Source organism: Candidatus Enterococcus ikei, assembly GCF_017316105.1.
Lineage (GTDB): Bacteria > Bacillota > Bacilli > Lactobacillales > Enterococcaceae > Enterococcus_L > Enterococcus_L ikei.
Map to the genome: position 1 here is coordinate 97,820 of NZ_JAFLWD010000009.1, position 23,157 is coordinate 120,976.

The 23,157-nt window shown below is 31.5% G+C and carries 13 protein-coding genes; 12 read left to right on the forward strand and 1 reads right to left on the reverse strand.

The features are described from left to right. Positions 1-2: 2 nt before the first annotated feature. The 6 genes from JZO69_RS04550 (at position 3) to JZO69_RS04575 (ending at position 11,470) form a co-directional block, all read left to right on the forward strand. A complete protein-coding gene (locus tag JZO69_RS04550) occupies positions 3-3,224 on the forward strand; it encodes a type I restriction endonuclease subunit R (RefSeq protein ID WP_207111703.1) in 3,222 nt (1,073 codons plus the stop codon). 345 nt (positions 3,225-3,569) lie between these two features. Continuing rightward, entirely contained in the window at positions 3,570-4,142 is a 573-nt protein-coding gene (locus tag JZO69_RS04555; RefSeq protein WP_207111704.1) for a restriction endonuclease subunit S, read from the forward strand. 1 nt (position 4,143) lies between these two features. Beyond that, the gene (locus tag JZO69_RS04560) at positions 4,144-5,541 is read left to right on the forward strand and encodes a type I restriction-modification system subunit M (protein WP_207111705.1); all 1,398 of its coding nucleotides are present in this window, start codon (positions 4,144-4,146) and stop codon (positions 5,539-5,541) included. A 13-nt stretch (positions 5,542-5,554) separates the two neighbouring features. Continuing rightward, a complete protein-coding gene (locus JZO69_RS04565; RefSeq protein WP_207111706.1) occupies positions 5,555-5,914 on the forward strand; it encodes a DUF6680 family protein in 360 nt (119 codons plus the stop codon). A 356-nt stretch (positions 5,915-6,270) separates the two neighbouring features. Further along, on the forward strand, positions 6,271-8,874 hold the full coding sequence (locus tag JZO69_RS04570; RefSeq protein WP_207111707.1) for a P-loop NTPase fold protein: 2,604 nt from the start codon (positions 6,271-6,273) through the stop codon (positions 8,872-8,874). 1 nt (position 8,875) lies between these two features. Continuing rightward, on the forward strand, positions 8,876-11,470 hold the full coding sequence (locus JZO69_RS04575; protein ID WP_207111708.1) for an amidohydrolase family protein: 2,595 nt from the start codon (positions 8,876-8,878) through the stop codon (positions 11,468-11,470). 383 nt (positions 11,471-11,853) lie between these two features. Here the strand turns inward: JZO69_RS04575 and JZO69_RS04580 are convergent, their stop codons facing one another. Further along, positions 11,854-12,189 carry a RidA family protein gene (locus JZO69_RS04580; RefSeq protein WP_207111709.1) on the reverse strand — a complete coding sequence of 112 codons (336 nt, stop codon included), beginning with the start codon at positions 12,187-12,189 and terminating at the stop codon, positions 11,854-11,856. Between the two features lie 1,014 nt (positions 12,190-13,203). Here JZO69_RS04580 and JZO69_RS16810 point away from each other — a divergent pair. The 6 genes from JZO69_RS16810 to sph all read left to right on the forward strand — a co-directional run bounded on the left by JZO69_RS16810 (position 13,204) and on the right by sph (position 22,912). Then, complete coding sequence (locus JZO69_RS16810) at positions 13,204-14,055, forward strand: PRD domain-containing protein (RefSeq protein ID WP_207111710.1); 852 nt, start codon at positions 13,204-13,206, stop codon at positions 14,053-14,055. Between the two features lie 103 nt (positions 14,056-14,158). After that, positions 14,159-16,039 carry a beta-glucoside-specific PTS transporter subunit IIABC gene (locus JZO69_RS04590; RefSeq protein ID WP_207111711.1) on the forward strand — a complete coding sequence of 627 codons (1,881 nt, stop codon included), beginning with the start codon at positions 14,159-14,161 and terminating at the stop codon, positions 16,037-16,039. Between the two features lie 13 nt (positions 16,040-16,052). Next, positions 16,053-17,510 carry a glycoside hydrolase family 1 protein gene (locus JZO69_RS04595; RefSeq protein WP_207111712.1) on the forward strand — a complete coding sequence of 486 codons (1,458 nt, stop codon included), beginning with the start codon at positions 16,053-16,055 and terminating at the stop codon, positions 17,508-17,510. A 645-nt stretch (positions 17,511-18,155) separates the two neighbouring features. Continuing rightward, complete coding sequence (locus tag JZO69_RS04600; RefSeq protein WP_207111713.1) at positions 18,156-18,860, forward strand: ABC transporter ATP-binding protein; 705 nt, start codon at positions 18,156-18,158, stop codon at positions 18,858-18,860. Then, positions 18,854-21,169 carry an ABC transporter permease gene (locus JZO69_RS04605; protein WP_207111714.1) on the forward strand — a complete coding sequence of 772 codons (2,316 nt, stop codon included), beginning with the start codon at positions 18,854-18,856 and terminating at the stop codon, positions 21,167-21,169. Before JZO69_RS04600 ends, JZO69_RS04605 begins: the two co-directional genes overlap by 7 nt. Positions 21,170-21,907: 738 nt before the next feature. Continuing rightward, complete coding sequence (gene sph / locus JZO69_RS04610) at positions 21,908-22,912, forward strand: sphingomyelin phosphodiesterase (RefSeq protein ID WP_347401566.1); 1,005 nt, start codon at positions 21,908-21,910, stop codon at positions 22,910-22,912. Positions 22,913-23,157 lie beyond the last annotated feature (245 nt).

Below are 23,157 nucleotides of genomic sequence, written 5' to 3' on the forward strand. Positions count from 1 at the left end.
AAATGGTTGATTTTATCACGGAAGATGATTTGGAATTGCGTATTATGGAAGAATTTGAAGATTTAGGTTATTCACTTTTGAATGCTTACACAAAAACAAATTCTTCTCTTAAGGACGGAACACATCGACAGACAAAAAAACAAGTCGTTTTACCTGATGTTCTTTTAGAATACGCTCGTAAACTGAATCCATCAATTCCAGATGCACTCATTGTTGAGGAAATACAAGCAATTATCAAGGATGATTCTTTAAACTCTAGGTTATTAAAAGATAAAAATTATGAGTATTATCAGTCTTTAATTAATGGGATCAATATAAAATTCTCTCTCAATGATGATGAACAGATTGAAACATTAAAGCTAATTGATTTTGAGCATCCTGAAAATAATTCTTTTATTGCCGCTCGACAAGTTTGGATTGCTGGTGAGATTGGGTACCGTCGACCGGATATTATCGTGTATATCAATGGACTTCCTTTAGTTTGGATTGAGTTAAAGAAACCAAGTGAAAATGTCCAATTAGGGTATTCAAAAAATCTGATGGATCAGAAAAAGGATATCCCACAATTATTTTTCTTCAATCAATTATGTATTATTTCAAATGGACATATCACCAAAGCAGGTAGCTATAATTCGACTTTCTCTCATTATTTTGAATGGCTTAAAATAGAAGATGAAAAAGAAGTAATTGATCGAACGAAAATTCATGATGAAGAGCTCTCCATCCAATATTTACTGAAAGGACTTATGCCAAAAGCGAAAGTTTTAGATTATATTGAAAACTTTATTTTGTATCTAAATAAAGATACGAAAATCGTTGCGAAAAATCATCAGTTTTTAGGTGTCAATCATGCGATTGAAGCTTTTGAGAATCGAGAAGCTAGAAATGGAAAATTAGGGGTATTTTGGCATACACAAGGCAGTGGCAAAAGCTTTTCTATGGTGATGTATGTTCGGAAGATCAGACGAAAATTTGCAGGGAACTATACTTTTTTACTTGTGACAGACCGAAATGATTTAGATTCGCAGTTAATCAAAAATTTTGTCCGAACAGGTGTGGTTGAAGATACCAACATGGTTAAACCAAAAAGTGGGTTGCAACTTAGAGCATTACTAAAAAGTAATATCTCAATGATTTTCACTACGATACAAAAATTTAGATACGATAAATACAAAGATTTTCCTCTGCTTTCTGAACGAAAAGATATTATTGTGATTGTAGATGAAGCCCATCGAACCCAATATAAAAATTTAGCTGAAAACATGCGTAAGGGCATACCAAATGCACAATATATTGCTTTTACAGGAACGCCATTGTTAGGTAGTAAACAGTTAACGTATGATTATTTTGGGAATCCAGTGAGTGAGTATACATTTAATGATTCCATTAATGACGGTGCAACAGTTCCTTTATTCTATACAAAAAAAGTGCCTACAGTTAACTTGAATAATGATCTATTAAATGATGAATTTTTGGATATTATTGATAAGGAAGAATTGACAGACGAAGAACGAAAGAAATTAGAGAATAAATACCGTAGTTCTTTAAATGTAATGAAGCGAGACGATCGATTAGACGAAGTTGCCCAATACATTGTTAAACACTTTCCAAAAAGAGGTTTTTTAGGAAAAGGCATGGTTATTTCTGTCGATAAATATGCGACAGTTATGATGTATAACAAAGTGCAAGAGCATTGGAAAAAAAGAATACGAGCCATTAATTCTGAGTTGCAACAAACACATTCTCAGGAAGAGAAAGAAGCTTTATTAAAAGAGAAAACATTCATGAATAGTGTTGAAATGGCTGTTGTGGTAAGTGAAGAAAGCGGAGAAGAAGAAAAGTTCGAGCGGTTTGGCTTAGATATTACGCAACATAGAAAAAGATACCATCAAGTTGATGACGAAGGGCGTGATATTGAAGAACAATTTAAAGATCCGGAGCATCCGTTACAGTTAGTATTTGTAACCGCTATGTGGCTAACAGGCTTTGATGCGCCTTCGGTTTCAACTCTTTATCTAGATAAACCAATGAAGAGTCATACATTAATGCAAGCCATTGCCCGTGCGAATCGTGTTTATTCAGATGATAAACGTGGGATTAAGATCAATGGCTTGATTGTAGATCATGTGAATATTTTCCATTATATGAAAAAAGCCCTGAAAGACTACGGCGGTTCTCATCATGAGGCTGAATTAGACTTGCCAGTAAAACAAGTAGATGAGTTGATCGAGATGCTTATCTTAACTCAGGAAGAAATGATTCATTTTTGTGCATCCTTAAACATTGATTTAATGGAAATAGTAAATGCTAAAGAGACATTTTCAAAAACTTGTAAGGCGAAAGCAGCAGTTAATACTGTTGTAGCAACCGATGAGCAAAAAGCGCAATTTATTATTTATACGAATTTATTAAAGAATATTTATGATGCTTCTTGTCCTGAAATTTTCCAATATGATTGGGATAATCGTATCTATAAGTTGGTTCAATACATGTCAAAAATGATGGGAAACTTGATTCAAAATGAACGAATTGAAGATGCACAAGTGAAAGTTGAAGAGTTATTGGATGTGAGCGTGGATTCGGAGAATTTATTTTATATCAAAGAAGATTTAGATGCTGACTATAATAAGACAATCTCACTTTCAGAAATAGATGTGGAATCCATGATTGCAAAAATTCAAAAGTCAGAATATGTAAATATTGAATTGGTTGAGTTGAGAAATTTTATCGAACAAAAATTAGAAGCAATGCTAAATAAAAATGAAACAAGAGTTTCTTTTGCTCAAAGATACGAAAAATTAGTTCAAGGATATAACGCTGGTGCCACCGCAAATGAGAATTATTTTGAAGAGTTAAAGAAATTTGTAAAAGATTTAAAAAAGGAAGATGCTCGTGCATCAACAGAACATCTTTCCGAAGAAGAATTGGTTCTATATGATTTACTCTTGAAAGAAAAACTAACAAAAGAAGAAGAAAAGCAAGTGAAATCAGCAGCCACTCAATTGTATCATTCGTTGATGAAAGAAAACGGAAAATTTTTGAGTGTTGACTGGTTTAAAGATGAACAACCAAAACAACGAGTGAAAAATAAAATAGAAACAGTGCTTGATAAAGCATTACCAGATTCATACGATAAAGAAGTTTTTCAAAATAAGACAGAAACCATCTTCCAATTTATCTTGAATAGAGCTGTGTCAGGTAGAGGGTATGTTGGAAGTGTTTAAGTTTTTTAGTGTAACTATTAAAAATTCATTCAAAATCTAATCTATCAAAAATTTTGGTAATTTAAATAAATACGAAAAGTAAACTGTAGAGAATAAATTAAAACATCTCATAATAATAGGGAAAATTTTCCAGGTTGAATGGCTGAATTGAAATAACAATTCTATTGAATATTTATTTGTTGAAAAGAGATAGATGTATGTTAATTTTATTAAAGAACGAACGATTGTCTTTTGACAGAAGTTCGTTCTTTTTTTTGTAATATTTAAATATTACAAAAATCTGTTGACAGCTCTTTTGTCTTATAGTAGTATTTGTAATATAGAAATATTACAGGAGGTTGTTGAATGCTACTAGAAGAAATTATGAAGTTTGAATCAGGTACATTATTAACTCGTATTGAGAATGAACCACAGGGAAACCTATATTCAATTTATGAAAATGAGCAATTTTATATGGATGATTCAGTTACACTTGATGAAATTAAGATAAAATATATTCAAACGATGAAAAAAATTCAACAAATAGAAACTAATGATATCATTATTAATTTGTTTAAAGGTGATTGTACAAAAGTTAGAGATGAATTTAGTGGTTATGTAATCAATGCCAATTTTGTTAAAGTTAGTCCTAAAAACAACGAACAATTAAACCCAGATTTTTTTCTTTATTGGTTTAACGAAAGTGAAGAAAGTAAAAAGCAATTATTACAATCCGTTCAAGGTTCTGTTATGAAAAAAATAAGTATTGCAAAATTAAAAAAAATGGATATTTCATTGCCAAGTAGAGAAAAGCAAGAGATTATTGGTCAGTTGTACCATTCTCAAAAGACAGCAAGTAACTTACACAAAAAAAAGATCCGTCTTACTGAACTTTTAACAAAAGAAAAAATAAAAAGATTTGAAAGAGAGGAGCTTTGATATGAAACATACCTATGAAAGATTTGTTGAATTAATAAATGATAGTAATGATAAACGTGCATATACTGAATTTATTTTGGAGCTATTTTGTTATTGTGTAATGTCAGATAAGGTACAGATTTTGAATAAGAATAATTTCGATAATGTAGATCAAAAATTTACTGAACAAATTGATTATTATATAGAACAAGAATATCTTTTTAACACATTAGTTAATGGTTGGGAAACAAAGAGGACTAACTTGTCAGAACAATTTGATGAAGCTTTTACAAATTTTAGTTCAAATAAGTTAAACGAACAGTATTTATCGTTATTTAAAACGAATTTAAAATATATAGATCGAGAAAATATAGTTGTACATGCAGCATTACTAATAGAGGATATCTATAGTAATGGTGGGTTAGAAGAAATTCAGCAAGTTTTTAATCAATTACTAAATTTTTATATAGAGAATGATGTTGTTAAGACAGATACTTATGCCCCAAGTGAAATCACAGCATTGCTTACTCAAATAGTTATAAAAGATAAACAACAGCCGGAGAATGTTTATGATCCTTCATGCGGTTCTGGCAATTTTTTGGTTTCAGTTGCTCAAAAATATCCAGAAATAAAGGTATATGGTCAAGAAAAAAATCTTACTCAATACCGTTTATCTATGATGAATTTGATAATTAATGATGTAACTAATTTTGATCTGAGATTAGGAGATGCACTTGAGGAAGACATTTTTTCTCAAGAACAGTTTGATATTAGTATCGCAAATCCACCGTATAGTACAAGTTGGTCTGGAGAATGGATGAAACAATTTGAACCATTTCACACATTATCACCAAAAAGTAAAGCTGATTACGCTTTTGTTCAACAAATGCTCTATCATTTAAAAGAAAGTGGAACAATGGCAATTATGTTACCTCTAGGTGCTTTGTTTAGAAGTGGAAACGAACAACGAATTAGAAAAGAATTAGTTGATGAATTAAATTATTTAGATGCAGTCATCCAATTACCAGAAAATCTATTTTTTAGTACAGCTATTTCGACATGTATATTAATTGCGAGAAAAAATCGTAAGAGGGAAGAGAATGTCTTATTTATTGATGCTTCTAATGAGTTCGAAAAAGGCAGAAGTAGAAACCTTTTAAATAAACAACACGTAGAACATATAATTGAAACATATCGTGATAGGAAGTCAGAAAATAAATTTAGTTATTTAGCAACACTTGAGGAAATTGCTTCTAAAGACTATGATTTGAGTTTGTCTAGATATGTTGATCGTTTTGAGGAATCCAAGGAATTGAATCTGAAAAAATTAGAAGATGAAATTTCTAAAGTAGATAGTGAAATTATTCGTATTGAACAACAAATTAAAAATTATTATAAAATTTTGGAAGGTAAACGATAAAGGAGGAAAAATTATGGAACAGTTAGTAAATATAAGTGTTGTTGTTTGTCCTATTGCCCTATACGTATGGAGCAACTATAGTAAGAAGTGTGCTGAAAAGAAAAAAAAACAGAATCAACTATTAGAAAGATTGGTTGAACATCGAGATTTTCCTCGATTAGTAGAGTTTCAAAAAGCGTTAAATTCAATTCCTTTGATTTTTTCTGAATCAAAAGAAGTATTAGATGCACTAAAAGAGTTTGAGTTTGCAATGGACCAACACATTGGATTTGAACGAGAAAAATTGGGGAATTTGTTTAAAATCATGTACACCTATCTTGGATTGGAAGCTAACTTTGATGTCATCTATTTAACAAAAAATTCCAAATTTTAAGAGATAGATAATATATAGAGAGTAAAGAAAAACGCCTTGTTTTCTATACTCTCTATTAAAAAGGCATTGGCGCAATGTCCAATACCTGAATAAGTCAATAGTACTTTAAAGAAACCTAGCAATCTTATCTAGGTCTTTTTCACTTTCCAGTGATTTATTTTTGTTCCTTAAATGTTGCGATAGTTCTTAACATCCATTTGAGTTTATGAGGGAAGAGATAAGTATTATTTTATAAAAAAAGCAACGGATAGATTTTCTTTTATTTAATTTTAAACTATTTATACAAAATACATTTCTTTTTGAAAACGTTTGTTATATAATTTATGTAGGAGAAAATAACTATTATGAGGTGGAATATGGAAACTGTATATTTTCAAGATTTAAAAATCGATTGGAGTAAGGCCGCTAAAGAATTTTTATTTGTAGAGTTTGATGATTTAACTGAGCTAGATAATAGTGGCTATTTATACAAAGATCAATTAAAGCAGTTAGTTTCATGGGTAGATTATTATAACAATCTTCAATGTACAAATTCAAAAGTGAACAATATTTTTAGTATTGTTGGTGAGAGAGGGACTGGTAAAAGCTCATTTGTGAAATCAGCAGTGGATTTATTTAAAAACAATAAGCAAAAAACTAATTGTTCGATTTATACATTGCCAATCATCGATCCAACAATTTTTAATGGGAAGCTTAATATATTAGAATTATTTATTGCTATGTTAAAAAAAGATATTGATTGCAATCCTGTTAACAATCAAGACAATGAGCACTTTAACTTATTAACTAAATTTAATAAGACTGTGAAAGAAAGTGTTGAAACTTTAAAAAATATGAGAATAAAAGATTCTTCATTTGCTGAAAAAAATTCGAGTATTGAAGTACTTGAAAATATTCAAAAACAACAATATTTCTCTAAAACCATAACTAGATTACTTAAACTTTTTTTAGAATTAAAAAGTACAAATGAGACGAAATATAGTTTCATTTGCTTATCAATAGATGACTTAGATTTAGTTCCTAACGAGTTTGCTTATGAAACATTACAGCTACTTGAAAAATTTTTGAATTATCAACCTAATTTATATATTTTAGTAGCTTTACGAAGAGAACAATTAGTGAACTCAGTTTTTAGTGAGTTGATTTCTGAAAATGAGAACGTATTAAATAAAAAATTATTATCTCATCCAGAAATTAGTATTGAAGAATTAAGAAATCAAGCACTAAATTTAATTGATAAGATTTTGCCATTACCTCAACAGGTTAATCTGGATTTTAATTTACAAAATAGAATACAAGATTTGCTTCTTCCATTTATTGAGAGTGAGGAAAAAGAAAAATGTTTGCAGCTTTTTGATCGCTATAGAGAAAGTGAGGAAAAAGAATTAACCTTCCAATCGTTTATTCAAAAAATGATCATGGAGCAAACGAGAATTCAAATGGAACCAGTAGAAAAAATAGAAGTTACTCGTTATAATTATCCGACCAATCTAAGAAGTGCCCTACGATTTTTAGAATTTATATATCAATTTGAAAATTATCAACAAGATATTGATAGAGGGAAAGATATATTAGAGTGTCTTGATTTATTGGAAAAAAATGTGACACGTTATCGTCAATATCTTCTAGGAACGTTTAAGGACAATTTATCTATGGAATTATATAGCATTATTTCTGATTGGTATGGACATGAAGTTGAAGTTCGAAATAGTTATCTATGTAATAAATTAGTTTATACCCTTGCTAAAGAAAATGAAGTTAGTATTTTTGATACAATAATAAAAAAGATACCTACTAACGTTGCTTTGGGTGACGTCTATACGGTTCTTAGTTTTTTGCGGGAACAACATCATGACTCTAATGAAACTCAATACCTTCTATATGCGATTAAAATGTTATATTCTTTGGAAATGTTAGAATTATTGCTTAAAAGTATCACTTTATCAGAGAATCGAGGGAATGAAATTAATCAGATCTTTTTACAACAATATTTATGTTTAGCTCGTGGAAAAGTAATGCCAGATTGGTTTCCATATAATGAGTCGTTTATTTCAGGAGCAACTAATGTATCTTATCCTTATGGTGTAGAGGAAAAGGAAAATAAGAAAGTAGTTTTAAATAAAATTCTCTATAGCTCAGTAGCAGCATATGGTGATATTCGTACATTACCGAAAAAAGATAATTTTTTTGAGGATTATTGGCAAGCACAAATTTATCGCTCTCGAAATCAATATAAAAAAGGTGATTTTATCAAAAGAACAAGCTATTACATTGATCTGTTTGCGCAATTGACAGATATTGAAATAATTAAAGCAAAATTATTAGGAATTGTAAAAGAGAAAAAAGTGTATTACCTTTTTTATTCTTTATTTGATCTTGATTTTTTCATCAATAAAAATTATACGAGACGTTCTCTTTCTAAAAAAAGTGAAAGATTAGAATATTCATTAAAAAGAGTTAATGATTGTTTTAATAAGGAACATCTAACTAATATAGATGAAAGAAAGCTTCGTCGCAACATGGTTTTACCATTACTCAGACCTGTAGAAAGTAATGCTAGTGAAAAAGAAGAGTTATTTTTACCTTTGTTTGAGAACAATGAAATTGAAATTTTAAAAGAAGTATTTGAAGAGTTCGAAGCACGTGAAAATATAGATGAAGAGACGAGTAAAAAAGTAAGTTTAGAGCTAGATGATTATGATGAACTGGCAGCTACAGCTATTTCAGCTATTAATTCGTCACATGTAAGAGAGAAAAGAGATTTTGCTAGAGATTACTATTCAGCATTTGGTAAGTGGCCTAAAAATATGTCGCTAGATCAAACAAAACGCATGAATAATTTTATAAAAAAAGAACGCTCGCAAAATTTTACAGAACTAGATGAAAATTTAAAATTAATGAATGCAACAATAAATGGCTACCGTTCGGCTTATATTCAAAAGCAGCAAGAAGAGGTTTGACATGGCACATTATAATCAACTCTATAATGATTTAGATCGAATGATTCGGCTTATTTATAGAGAGTTAACGCATGAATACTATCAGACATATAATATAGAGCGTGATATTTATTACTATAAAAACTTATTTGATCTAAGGAATGAAAATTTTCAGCAACGAATTTTTGGAAAATACTTGCAAGTGTATCCTAATAATTATAATTATGATGAATTAAAGTTTCTACTACATTCAATAACGAAATTATTAGAAGAAGAATATGGTCAAACGGATGCTATTTTTTTAATTTTCTATACAGCAAAGCATCTTTTTAAACTAGATCGAGATAAATTGTATGTAGAATTTGACAAGTTAATCGAATGGGATGGGTTTAGAAATAAAATAGATGCAAAACTTTTTGTTGCCGCATATAAAGTTGAACGTTTACCAGAAGTAACGAATTATTATGAAAATAGTATCGTTAAGCACAATAATAAAAGGCTTTACGAAATTATCAAACGTCAAGGAATATCAGAAAATCATATGCATTTAAAAGCTTCTGGCTATACAGATGATATTAATTGGTATCATTTTTTACAGTTAGGATTACAAGAAATGAATCGCTTTACTGATTTTATTAATCAGCAAGAAGTATTTAAAGAAATGGATAAAGGACAAGAGAATGCGAACTATTTAGTTCAATCAATACTAAAAATTAAAGTCATACGAATCGTTTTAAATCTGTACATTATTCAAGAAAATATATTATTTGAGACCACTAAAAAAGAGAAGTTATTAAAGACGTTATCTAATAATTTCAATTTAATCTTTCAATCAGATGATGTTTTAAATTGTTTAGATAGCCTTAATATCTTATTTGATATGATTTATTGTGAGGAGATGCAAACGAAGTATTGGGAAAAAGAGCTAAAAGATGAATATGATCTAACAAAGTATGCTTCACATGAATTACTTTTTTATCAAAAGATCATGAAGTATATTTACGAAGAAAAGAATGCTTCCATTTTTGTTACACTTTTGTTTAATCTTTATATTTCTGGAACAACACATCTGAAATTTCAATTTATTCAAGATAACTTAGGAATGGGGTTTTCTAAATTTAAAGATAAGGAAGAGATGAAAACCTATTTTTTGAAAGGAGCTTCCTTTGCTGAAAATAATGCCGTAAAGCGAAGTGTTTTCCATAAGTATTATCGTGAATGCTATATAAATAATGTAGAGATACGAATTACGCCCGAAGGTTCAATAAAAGAGTATATTAAAACTATTGAGGATATGCATACTTTTAACGATCTAGAATATCGAAAGGCGAAACGGGAATTAAAAAAGAAAAATAGTATCTTGAACTTAAAAAAAATCAACTTTGGTTTGATCATCCACTTTATTAAGCCTTTAAAATCAAAAAGTTTATCTATAACAGAAGACTGGATAGAAAAAAGGAAGAAGCTTTTTAAACAAACGACTGCTCTTTTGGAAACCTTGGATGCAATCAAAAAATATGCAGAAAATCCTAAAAATATAGGCTGGTTTAAGGGACAATTGACTCATACAATAGTGGGGATAGATACCGCAAATTATGAAAAAGATAATCGTCCTGAACTATTTGGTCCTATCTATAGAAGAATACGACAAGGTGGAACGTCAGGATTTGTTTTGAAAGCAACTTATCATGTTGGAGAGGAGTTTCCTACATTAGCAAATGGATTACGTGCAATAGATGAAGTGCTTAATTTTTTAGATTATCGATCTAATGATCGCTTAGGACATGCACTGGCTTTAGGCATAGAACCTGATGATTATTACGGGAAGAAAAGAAGTAATATTTTGTGTTCAATTGGTGATTATCTAGATGATTTAGTTTGGATGTATTCTGTGTTGCTGGAGTCAAATCAAGATGCCTCATTGAAACTTTTTTTAAGAGATGAGTTTGAAAAATATAAATTAGAACTTTTTGAATCAATCATGCCTTTGAAAGAGATTCCAGATTTTAACGTATATTTAGCAGCCTACTATTTAAGAGGAGACTGTCCTGATCTTCATTTGGAGTTAAGTGACCAAGCATCGACAGAAATAGATTATGAGTTTTTGTGTAAAAAATATGCATATAAATTAAATGTTCATTCAAATAGGCATAAAGCAGCTTTTTTAAATTACGATGCAAGAGCCCTCTATCTACGTTACTCGTTTGATGATTCTTATCGAAATCAAGCGGAACAAGTTTTTCACATAGAAACCAGTGAATTATATGTTCAGTGTGTAGCAAGAGTTCAGCGACTTTTACAGGAAAAGGTTTTACGAATGAATATTTTTATTGAAGCGAATCCATCGTCTAATAAAAAAATTTCTTATGTTCAAAAGTATTCTGAACTACCAGCTTTAAATATTAGTGGACCAATTTTGGGTAAATTGAATAGTCTTGAAATTCCAATGTCTATCAATACAGACGATAGTTCAATCTTTTTAACGAATCTTGTCAATGAGTATTCGATGTTAGCAGCTTCTCTCGTCAGGGATGGATATTCAGAAACTGATGTCTATTCATATATCGAAAAATTGGCTATTGCGTCAAATGTTCATTCTTTTATTTCAGAATATTAGTTCTCTATGTATGCATATAATCATTAGATACCAGATATATCAACGAGCGCAATCAACAGCATAATTAAGGCTCTATGATAAATGGGACTGATGAAAGTAGGAATACTTTTCTCAGTCCCATGTTCATTTTTAGATAAAAAAACATATCGTTCTCTGAAGAGTGAGTAGCTAAAAACATTTATTGTGAAAAAAATTCAATTAAATAACTTTAATAGTTTAGTTGCCAAAATCTGAAAGGAATAAGATATATTTTTTTGAATTTAAGCCACATCTATATTTTAGTAAATTAAACATAAAAAATAATAAATTTTCTTTTTTTAATATGGGCTCTATTCTCGATTGTATTCACTGTATGTTTAGTTCTCAAACTAATAATACAATATTTAAAGAGATACCAATGCATCAATTTCCACTTTGAATTTTGGGTTAACCAATTCAGAGACTACAACCAGTGTCATAGCAGGTTTGTTTTTTCCATAATAATTGCTTAATTTTTTTCGGACTGCACCAAGAAAGGAAGAATCAGTAATATATACATTCATTTTAGCAATCTTTTCTTTAGTGGTATTATTTTCTTGAATAATTTTTTCAATTTTTTTAATTACAATGTCTAGTTGATCTTCGATTAAAGTTGGAGTAGTATCTTCTTCTTGAGGAGTTTGACCAGAAATAATTAAAAGTGGACTATTAACTATAATACTATCTGAATAAATTTTCATAGTGCTTGTTACCTTTCTTTTTTTATAGTTATTCTGTTGAAGTGGAATTGTTTCATTTTTTGGAACATAGGCTGAATAAAAGTAATTTGCTCATACAATCGATAAGATTTCTTTTTTGAGATCTTATTGCTTGTTTTCTTGTACCTTTTATTTGTGTAAATTATATGTTTCTCATAAGGCAACAACTGATTAAAATTGACAGAAAGACACAATACAAAAGCTAATGATCCGTTTATTATTGACAAACTTGCGTAGACATTTCTGATGTTTTCAAGACCATTTCTGCTCGGTTCCAGCCAAACAAAAAGGTGCCAAAGATTAAATTGTCATAAAGTTGAGTGATGTTCTGAATCAGGACTTACTCAGCTTTTTTATTTCCATTCTATACACTAAGTATAAATAACTTGATAACGAGAATCAAGGCGAACAGAGAAAAAACGAACAAAAATTCGGATTTATTTTACGCTGCCATTAATTTTTAAATAGTCCTGAAGATTAAAAAACTACGTTAGCATGAAATAACAAGATTCATTTACTAAAAGTTCACTCAAAATCTAGTATAATAGTAGTTAACTACGAATCAAAGGATGTGCGTGCTAGGACATTAAATATAGATAAATCAAAATTAACAATCATGGGTGTATAACTTGATTCTTAAAAAGACTTTAAAAGCGCCTGGTAAACTTTGAGTACAAATATAATTGAAGGCTGGAAACCTAAAAAGGATGATGTAGAAGAGATGAAGCAATATATTGTTAGAAAAAATAAAGAACACCTTTACGAATAAATTTTCTATATACGGCACCTCTTACTAAGCACCAAAGCATTTTCCATTTTTTGTATAAGCGATATGTTACTAAAAAAAGTGTGTTGACAACGTTTACAACAACTGCTATTATACGTATATAAGAATACGGACTGTTACTGATTCGATCAGGCATAACCTACGTTTGAAACACATTAAGTAATTAATGCGTGTTTTGGCGTATTTTTTTTGGAGAGGAGGTTATTGTTGTGCAGTTTCACAAGAAAATCAATAATAGTGTTGCTTGGGTGATAGATGATAATGGAGATAAAGTTATTGCTATGGGAAAAGGAATCTCGTTTGGAAAGCAAGCGGGGCAGGAAGTGAAGCATGAGGAAATAGAGCGTGTCTTTCATTCGAATGATGAGGACAAAAAGGAACAAAATGTTCTTTACAAAGCAATTGAAAATATCACCGCAGATACTTTGCTTTTAACAGAAGAGATTAGTGAGCAAGCTGCTGTTGCACTTGGAATTCCTAAATTTGATGATAGTCATTATCTAGCATTGGCTGATCATCTAAGTCATGCACTGAAAAGAAGTGCTAGCGATACATTTGATTATCCAGAGAATCTGCGCTGGGAAGTGAAAAATTTATATCCTAAGGAGCATGAAATAGCGGTTGATAGTTTATATTATATTGAAAAGAAAACAGGAATTCGATTACCTAAAAGTGAGCAGACCTTTTTAACCTATCATTTTGTGAATGCTCAATATGATTCTCGGGTGAATCTTCAATCAATGCAACTAGCGGAATTAATCAATAGAGCCATCGAAATTATTCAATATCATTACCAAATAATCTTAGATCAAAACTCTGTGAATTATATCCGTTTTGTTACACATTTAAGATATTTTATTTTGAGACAGATCAATCATGAAAGCTCAGATAAAATTGATACTCAATTAATTGATATCGTAAAGAAGAATTATCGAAAATCCTTTCAAGCCGCTGAGAAGGTTGGAAAAATGATTGAAAACAATCAAAAGTGTGAAGTCAATGCGGATGAGTTGTTTTATCTTACGTTACACATTGAAAGAGTCACTGAAAGACAAAAATAGAAAAATGGACTGTTACTGATTCGATCAGGCATGACCAGATATTGCAAAAGGAATAATTCTTTTGTAATGTTTGGTCTTTTATTATTTATAAGGAGTGTTGAAAATGGCAAAATATACAGAATTAGCATCGACATTGGTTGAATTGATCGGTGGAAAAAAGAATGTTACAGCTGCGTGGCATTGTGTAACACGCTTACGTTTTAATGTGAAAGATGATAGTAAAATTAGAATTGATGCGATTAAGAACACTAAAGGGGTTATGGGCGCTCAATTTTCTGGAGATCAATTTCAAATAATCATTGGTAATGATGTTTCCAACGTCTTTGATGAGGTTGAGGAACAATTAGGAACATTATCAGGTGAAGCAGGAGATGGCAAAGGTAAAAATGGAAATATTGTAAATCAGTTAATGGATACGATTTCCGGGATATTTACCCCTGCTTTGCCTGCATTAGTTGGGACAGGGTTATTAAAAGGTGTTCTTGCATTATGCACTGCTTTTAATTGGCTGCAGCTCGAAAGTACAGGTTACCAAGTATTAAATATTATTGCGGATTGTGCTTTTTATTTCTTGCCGTTTATACTAGCCGTTTCCAGTGCTAAAAAGTTTAAAACGAATGAGTATTTAGCGCTTTGTATTGCAGGATCGTTACTTTACCCCTCAATGACAGCGGGAGCTGCTGCATTAATGGCGGGGGAAACAGTTAATCAGTTAAGTTTGTTTGGTATTCTGCCAATTCCTTACTTGACTTATAGCTCATCTGTAATTCCAATCATTTTAGCTACCTATCTTTTAAAATATGTTTATGACTTTGTGAAAAAATGGATGCCAGCTACATTGACTACAATGTTTACCCCTATGTTGACGTTACTAATTGTTATTCCTGTAACATTAATCGTTTTAGGACCAATAGGGACATACATTGGCGGCGCGTTGGCAAGTGTTATCACTTGGTTATTCAATTCAGCAGGATTCATTGGTGGTGCAATTATAGGTGCCTTTTATCCATTATTAGTTATGACGGGAATGCACTGGGCAATTTCACCGATTATGATTGATACATTTGCAAAATTTGGCTTTGATAATACACTAATGCCAGCGATGTTAGCAGCAACCTTTGCTATGGCTGGGGCAACTTTTGGTGTATTTCTTAAAACTAAAAATAAGGATATGAAACAACTTTCTTTATCTGCTGGAATGTCAGCAATTTTAGGAATCACTGAACCGGCATTGTACGGAGTTGTGCTAAAGCTAAAACGTCCTTTGTATGCAGCGATCGTTAGTGGTGGGATCGTAGGGATATTTTTCAATTTATTTAATGTAAAAACATTTGGTATGGCAATGCCGGGCTTGATTGCAATTCCAGGGTATGTTGATGCGAGTAATGGTCAAAATATCATTATTACTATCGTTGGGTCTCTGGCGGCTTTTCTTATCGCTGCTGGCTTGACTTGGGTATTAGGTTTCACTGAAGAAACTGAAGACACTTCTCAATCAAAAACGGAAGGAAGTGTGGCGTCAGGCAAACAGCTGAATATCAGTTCTCCTGTATCTGGCGAACTTGTACCAATTGAAACCGTTTCTGATGCTACATTTTCAGAACAAATCATGGGATACACAGTAGCAATAAACCCAAATAGTAACAAGATTAAGTCTCCCGTTGAAGGTGAAGTGATCATGATAGCTGAAACAAAACATGCGATTGGTTTAAAAAGTGTAGACGGGTTGGAGATCTTGCTTCATTTAGGTATCGATACAGTAGAGCTTCAAGGCAAAGGTTTTGAACCTCAGGTGAAGGTTGGAGACCACGTTTCGGTAGGCGATTCTATTATGTCTATGGATATCAAGTTTATTAAAGAATCCGGTTATGATCCGGTCGTATTAACAATCATTACGAATAGTAACGATTATTTGAAGGTGCTACCAATACATTCAGAAGATGCTATCAATTTTAGTGATGAATTATCAGTAGTAGTAAGCTAGGAGGAAATAAGAGATGGATGAAAAAAAATTCCCACAAGGTTTTCTATGGGGAGGAGCGACAGCTGCGAATCAAATAGAAGGTGCTACAAGAGAAGATGGGAAAGGCTGGACAACTTCTGATACGTCAAAATATATTGAAGATCCAAAAAAAAGGATGCAGCAAATGCTGGCTCCGATGACCACTCAGAAAGTTCAGGAAGCATTAGAAGATACGGATGGATTTTATCCTAAAAGAACGGGAATTGACTTCTATCATCGCTATAAAGAAGATATTGCTCTATTAGCTGAAATGGGCTTTAAGACCTTTCGTTTTTCCATTTCATGGGCAAGAATTTTCCCCGAGGGTGACAATGAGCAACCAAATGAAGCAGGACTTCAGTTTTACGAGGCTGTTATTGATGAGCTGCTAAAATATCATATTGAACCATTAGTGACACTCAGTCATTATGATTTTCCGCTAGTACTATCATTTAAGCAAAATGGCTGGAGTAGTCGAAAAACAATAGCTGCTTTTGAAAAATATGCAGAGACGGTATTCACTCGTTTTAAAGGCAAAGTAAAATACTGGATATCCTTCAACGAAATGAATGTTATTAGTATGACAGGCTACTTATCTGGCGGAATTTTAGCGGATAAACTAACTGAAACTCAAGATAGCAATCAAGTAAATTTTCAAGCGGCACATCATCAAATGGTGGCTGCAGCCAAAGCGACTGCACTTTTACACAAAATCGATCCAGAAGCAAAAATGGGCTGTATGATTGTCAGATTTGAGAATTACCCAGAAACTACCAATCCGGAGACTGTCTTATCCAGTTTAAAATCAGATCAGGAAAACTTTTTGTTCACAGATGTATTAATGAAGGGCTATTATCCAAGCTTTTCTAAACGTTTGTTTAAAGAAAAAGGTGTTTCAATTAATAGTACGCAAGAGGATAAAGAATTACTTGCTGCTAATACTGCTGATTTTTTCTCTTTCAGTTATTATATGAGTGGGATTATTGCAGAAAATGAAGGGGAGGAAACAGCGGGTAATATCTTAGCAAGTAAAGAAAATCCGTATCTGGATAAAAGCGAATGGGGTTGGCAAATTGATCCAGTTGGACTGCGGATTAGCTTAAATAAGATATATGATCGTTATCAAAAACCGATATTTATTGTGGAAAATGGTCTAGGTGCTAAAGATACATTGACTATTGATCATCAAGTGAATGATGAGTATCGAATCAATTATTTACGAGCACATATTGAACAAATCGCTGAAGCAATTTCGGACGGCGTCGATATTATTGGTTATACGCCGTGGGGCTGTATCGATCTAGTCAGTGCTAGTGGAAACGAGATGTCTAAAAGGTATGGATTCATTTACGTAGACTTAGATGATGATGGGAAAGGTTCCTTAAAGAGATACAAAAAAGCTTCTTTTGATTGGTATAAGAATGTTATTTCATCGAATGGTGAAATCGTATAAAAGAGCACAGGAAATAATGAGGTTGTTAGCTAAACTATGGCAGTTAATGTAGTTAAGAGCTTTTAAAAATTAGAATGCTTCAACTATTTTTGATAACAGAAAAAATAGTTGAAGCAAAATTGAATAAGCCAGCTGTCGTGGAAGGTTTGTTCAATTCAATAAGAGAAGGTCTCGTAGTCCAATAATGGATTGAATATCATTGCCCAGTTTTGGTAATGGCTGTCTATCGGTTTATTGTGTAATCTTTTTACACGTAAATAAAGTAATTTAAGAAGAGCTTGAGCTTGGGACGTAAGCCCCAAGCTTTTTTCGTGTAACTTATAGTTAGAAAACCATTCATATGCGAATTTTTGAAAACTATTTTGAAGTGAATATTATTTCTAAATATAAATGAAGTAAGGTAACAATGATGTTTTTGTTAAAGAACTAGCATGGAGAGTAGAGCTAGATAATTCTGAAAAAGTATTATTTGATGATGAACTGCATTTCTTTCAGAATCTAATGGAAGAGTATATAACAACAATTGTCAAAATTAAACACAAAAAGTTTATTGACTAAAAGTGTCTATTTCCGTACAATAAACATATGATTACATGAACATTTAAACATGCTTTGAGTTGTTGGATGAAAAAAGGAGGAAAAACAATGACATACATCAATTTTAAAGAGGTCAGTAAAGAATACCAAGTAAGTGGGGAAGTCACAGTAAACGCTGTGAACCAAGTAAACTTTACGATCAATGAAGGGGAGTTTGTCGTAATCGTCGGTGCAAGTGGAGCTGGAAAAACGACTCTTTTAAACCTACTAGGCGGAATGGAGAAAATAAGTTCCGGTACAATCGTTATCGATAAAAAAGAAATCTCTTCACTAAAAAAAGAAGAACTAACAGAATATCGCAGGAATGATGTTGGATTTGTTTTCCAATTTTACAACTTGGTCCCTAATTTATCTGCTTTGGAAAATATTGAGTTAGCTGCAGAAGTTTGTAAAGAGCCGCTTAATTCTCGTGAGGTATTATCTAGCGTAGGGCTTGATCAACGAGCAGGGAATTTTCCGAGTCAGCTTTCAGGTGGCGAACAACAACGTGTTTCTATTGCCAGAGCACTTGCGAAAAATCCTAAAATGCTACTATGTGACGAACCAACAGGCGCTTTAGATTCAGAGACAGGTAAAGCGATCATCAAGCTCTTAATCGATACTTCTAAAAAAATGAATAAAACAGTAATTATTGTCACCCATAATGCAGAGTTCACTAAAATTGCGGACAAAATCATTAAAATGCATAATGGGAAAATTGCAGATATTTACACGCAGGAAAGTCCTTCAGATGTGGAGGAATTAGTATGGTAATGTCTCCTTTGAAAAAAATGTTTCTTCGTAGTTTTAAAAAGAACAGTATCCAACTTTTATCAATTGCATTGATGTTGATTTTAGGCGTAGCGATTTATATAGGAATCGATAGCACTTGGAGAAGTTTAAATGATTATGTTGAAACGAACTATCGTAAAGAAAATAAAGCGGATATTGAAGTATTGATCAATCCAACCAACAAAGATTTTTCAGAGCTTAGTGAGTCAGAAAACATCAAGCAGCTCGAAGAACAATTTCTAATAGAAGGGGCAATTACAGGTAGTGACGGTAAAGAAGTCCTAATTAACGGTGTTGATCAAGAAGCTAAACTCAATCAGTATACGATTATTAAAGGAAAAGATTTAGACAAACAGAATACAGTTGTTATCGATAAAAGTTATGCTGAAGCAAATCAGATAAATGTTGGCGACAGACTCACGATTCAACTAAATTCACTTGAAAAAGAGGTTACGATCACTGGATTGGCTGTAAGTTCTTCTTATATTTATATTACGCCAGACTCAACGACCGTGGTACCAAATCATGAGGATTACGGTTTTATTTACATGAATAAAAAAGACACAGAATATTTTACACAAAATAGTGTAATGACGAATAAACTCGTCATAAAAGTAGCAGAGGGAAAAGGACTCGAAACAGTCAAAAAGGAAATTGAAGAGAAATACGAACAGGAAATTATTAGTATTCTCGAGTCTAAAGAGACATTGAATGATTTAGCCACTAGTCAAAAGGTGCAACAATATCAATCAATAGGCAACTTGTTTCCAATTATCTTTTTTGCGATTGTTATCCTAATGAGCTTTACAACAATGTATCGTCTGATCAATAAGGAACGAGCGATCATTGGAACGATGAAAGCATTAGGTTACAGTAGTTTTAAAATCATTACGCATTATTTATTTTATGGTATATGGGTGAGTGCTATTGGCGTATTTTTCGGTGTTTTAATTGGTTGGAAGGTCATTCCTAATTATATCTGGCGATTTTTTAATGAGTTATTTATTTTTGATCATCCTGAAATTGTCATTAATGGCTACCAAGTGGCAATAATTACTGCGTTATCCGTATTTAGTACATGTGTTGCCACGTTGATTGTTTTTTATAACGTTGAGAAAGAGTCACCAGCTTCTCTTTTAAGAGAAAAGAGTACCACCAAAGGTTATAATATTTTGTTGGAAAGAATCAAACCTTTTTGGAATGGTTTAAAAACGTCTCAAAAGTTGACGTTGCGACAAATGTTTAGAAGTAAAATTAGAATGTCAATGACGATTATAGGCGTGGTTGGTTGTACGAGTCTTTTGTTATCTGCTTTGGGAATTAGAGACACGATCAATCATGTGGCTAGTTCGGTTTATGAGAAATCTTACTTATACGAAGAAAAGGCCTATGTAGCAAGCGCAAGCGACGTGGATTCAAACAAATTGTATGATAAAACTCGAAATAATAAAGAAGTAGAAGGACTTGAAGAACGACCATACTTTATTCTATCCGATAGTAAAAATAAGAGTGGGTTGATTCACGTTATAGAGGATAATAGTTCGTATATCAAATTTTATGACAAGGATAAACAAGTAAAATTAGCAGAGGATCGTTTACTAATTACAAAGAAAACAGCAGAAATTTTTTCTTTGAAAAAAGGAGACAATATTCAGTTTAGAAATGCTGCGGGGGATTTGGTCAAGCTAAAGTTGACGGATATTGCAGAGTTGAGTATAGGACAAGGCTTTTATTTAACAAAATCTGCATGGGAGAAAGTGAATCAAGAATTTGTGCCGACAAGTTTCTTGGGCAAAAACCTAAAAGCAACATTCTCAAATGATGAAATGAAAAAAATTGTCTTAACAGAAAAACAAGAAAGTGACTTTTTAGCTAGCATGGGAAGTACCTTTTCGATGTCGATTTTATTGATAGTGTCTGCTAGTCTGTTGTTGACTGTTGTTTTATATAATTTAAGCACGTTAAATTTTTCAGATAGAGAACGTGATATGGCCACCTTGTCTGTTTTGGGTTTTAGATTTTCTGAACTTAAAAAGATTCTTTCAACTGAAAACATTCTTTTATCTCTTTGCGGTATCATTATAGGGATACCTTTTGGGATTAAAATACATGAAAAAATCTTTTCTAATGCAGGTATGGGTGATGAGCTTTATTTCAAACCAGTTATTGATCGACAGAGTTATCTGATTACGATTATTTTTACGATCGTTTTAATCATTATTGTGAATTATCTCTCTAATCAAAAAATCAATAAGATTAAAATGACTGAAGCGCTTAAAAGTGTTGAATAATGTTCTGGAAAAGGCAAATTTATCTGGCTGTCATAAATAAAAGAACAGAAATCATTCTAATGAAGAAGAGTTACTATTTAATAATAACAAGCAGCTGAATTTCAGTTGCTTGTTAGAGTTTATATTAAATTTCATTCCTACCCAAACATTCTCCTTTTAAAATATTGCCGTTTAGTAATAATTTTAAAATAATAATTGTAATATCATTTTATCAAAAACTTAAATGAAATGTTGGTAAAATTTTCATTTTCTGTATAATATTTTGATTATATTAACTAAAGGTGGTTATTAACGTAATAGGAGATGAAAAAATATTTAAAACTGTTTATAATGTATTTTGAATAATCAGATTTAAATATTGTTTGTTTATTTTAAATTAAAAATAGATTTGGAGGTGTATAATCCCAAAAGATGAGACTAACATTTGTTTTTGCATTACTTTTTAGATTAGTTATACCAACCGTTTAAAAAAACATGAACAGTATCATCGAAGATCATACTATGTAGATAATTTAATAGTCAGAGTAATTCAATTTTTACGTGTACCAGAAAAAAATTATTTGAGTAAAAGATTACATGAATGATTCAAAATGTGAATCATTGGCCAATCTTGTGATTTTGGTAACAATGTCTTTGAAGTGAGCAGGAAAAGACAAAAGTAAACAACATTCGTTTTGTAATTATTTTTCACCCGTCCAGTTTTTAAATTAATCTAATAATATTTAAGGAGGAATTAATGTGAAATATACAAAAATACTATTTAAGAAAACAATACTTATTGGGATTATCTTTTTATTATCGTTTGTCACGATAGGATTTAATCCTCAAAAATCGTCAGCAGAATCAAGCAATAGTTATCTAGAAGACTTTAAAATAACTACACATAATGTATATTTTCTTTCCACAAAATTATATCCAAACTGGGGCCAGGGGCAACGTGCAGACTTGATTTCTCAAGCAGAATATATTAAAAACAACGATATAGTTATCTTTAATGAAGTATTTGATGTTAATGCTTCGAAACAACTATTATCTAACCTGGAAGGATTATATCCACATCAAACCCCTGTTCTTGGAAGAAGTAGAAGTGGATGGGATAAAACTGAAGGAAATTATTCTGATATAGTCCCAGAAAATGGGGGAGTTGCTGTTATTAGTAAGTGGCCGATTGCTGAAAAGATTCAATATGTTTTTCAACGTGGTGGTGGCATGGATAATTTATCTAATAAAGGATTCGTTTATGTAAAAATTATGAAAAATGACAAAGCTTATCATGTAATAGGAACCCATCTTCAAGCAGATGATTCACTTATCCCTATTGAAACAGCTATGGCTATACGTGCGACACAGATAAAAGAAATTCAAACGTTTATAAAAAATAAAAATATCCCAGAAAATGAAGTAGTATTTATTGGTGGAGATATGAATGTGAAATATGAATCTACTGAGTACAATAATATGATAAGTAATTTAAATGTCAGCCCTTTAACAAATGTAAAAGGACATTTTGCTTCATGGGATCCAACGACGAATTCCATTGCAAATTATAATTATCCTAATGAATCACCGCAGTATCTGGATTATATCTTTGTAGATAAAGATCATGCTAATCCAAAATCTTGGTCTAACGAAATAAAAAAAGTAAAATCTCCCGAGTGGTCCGTAACTTCTTGGTGGAAAACATATACGTATAACGACTATTCAGATCATTATCCAGTATTTGCGACAACAAACAATCAATAATAATTTTTTAGTGGATTGGGATGGAACAAATGTAGTATAGATGAACTCCATCTGGGAATAATAGAAAGTAAGCGAATGTTTGTATATGGAAATGATACGACTGACAAGTAAAGCGTAGGTCAAGAATATTATATTAAGTGAGGCCGACAATAGCCTATCTCCTAAGCTCAGATGATTCAAAAAAGTTAGAACCGGTATAACAAAATCTAAAAAAAAAGAAGACTGAAATTCTTTACGATTTTCGG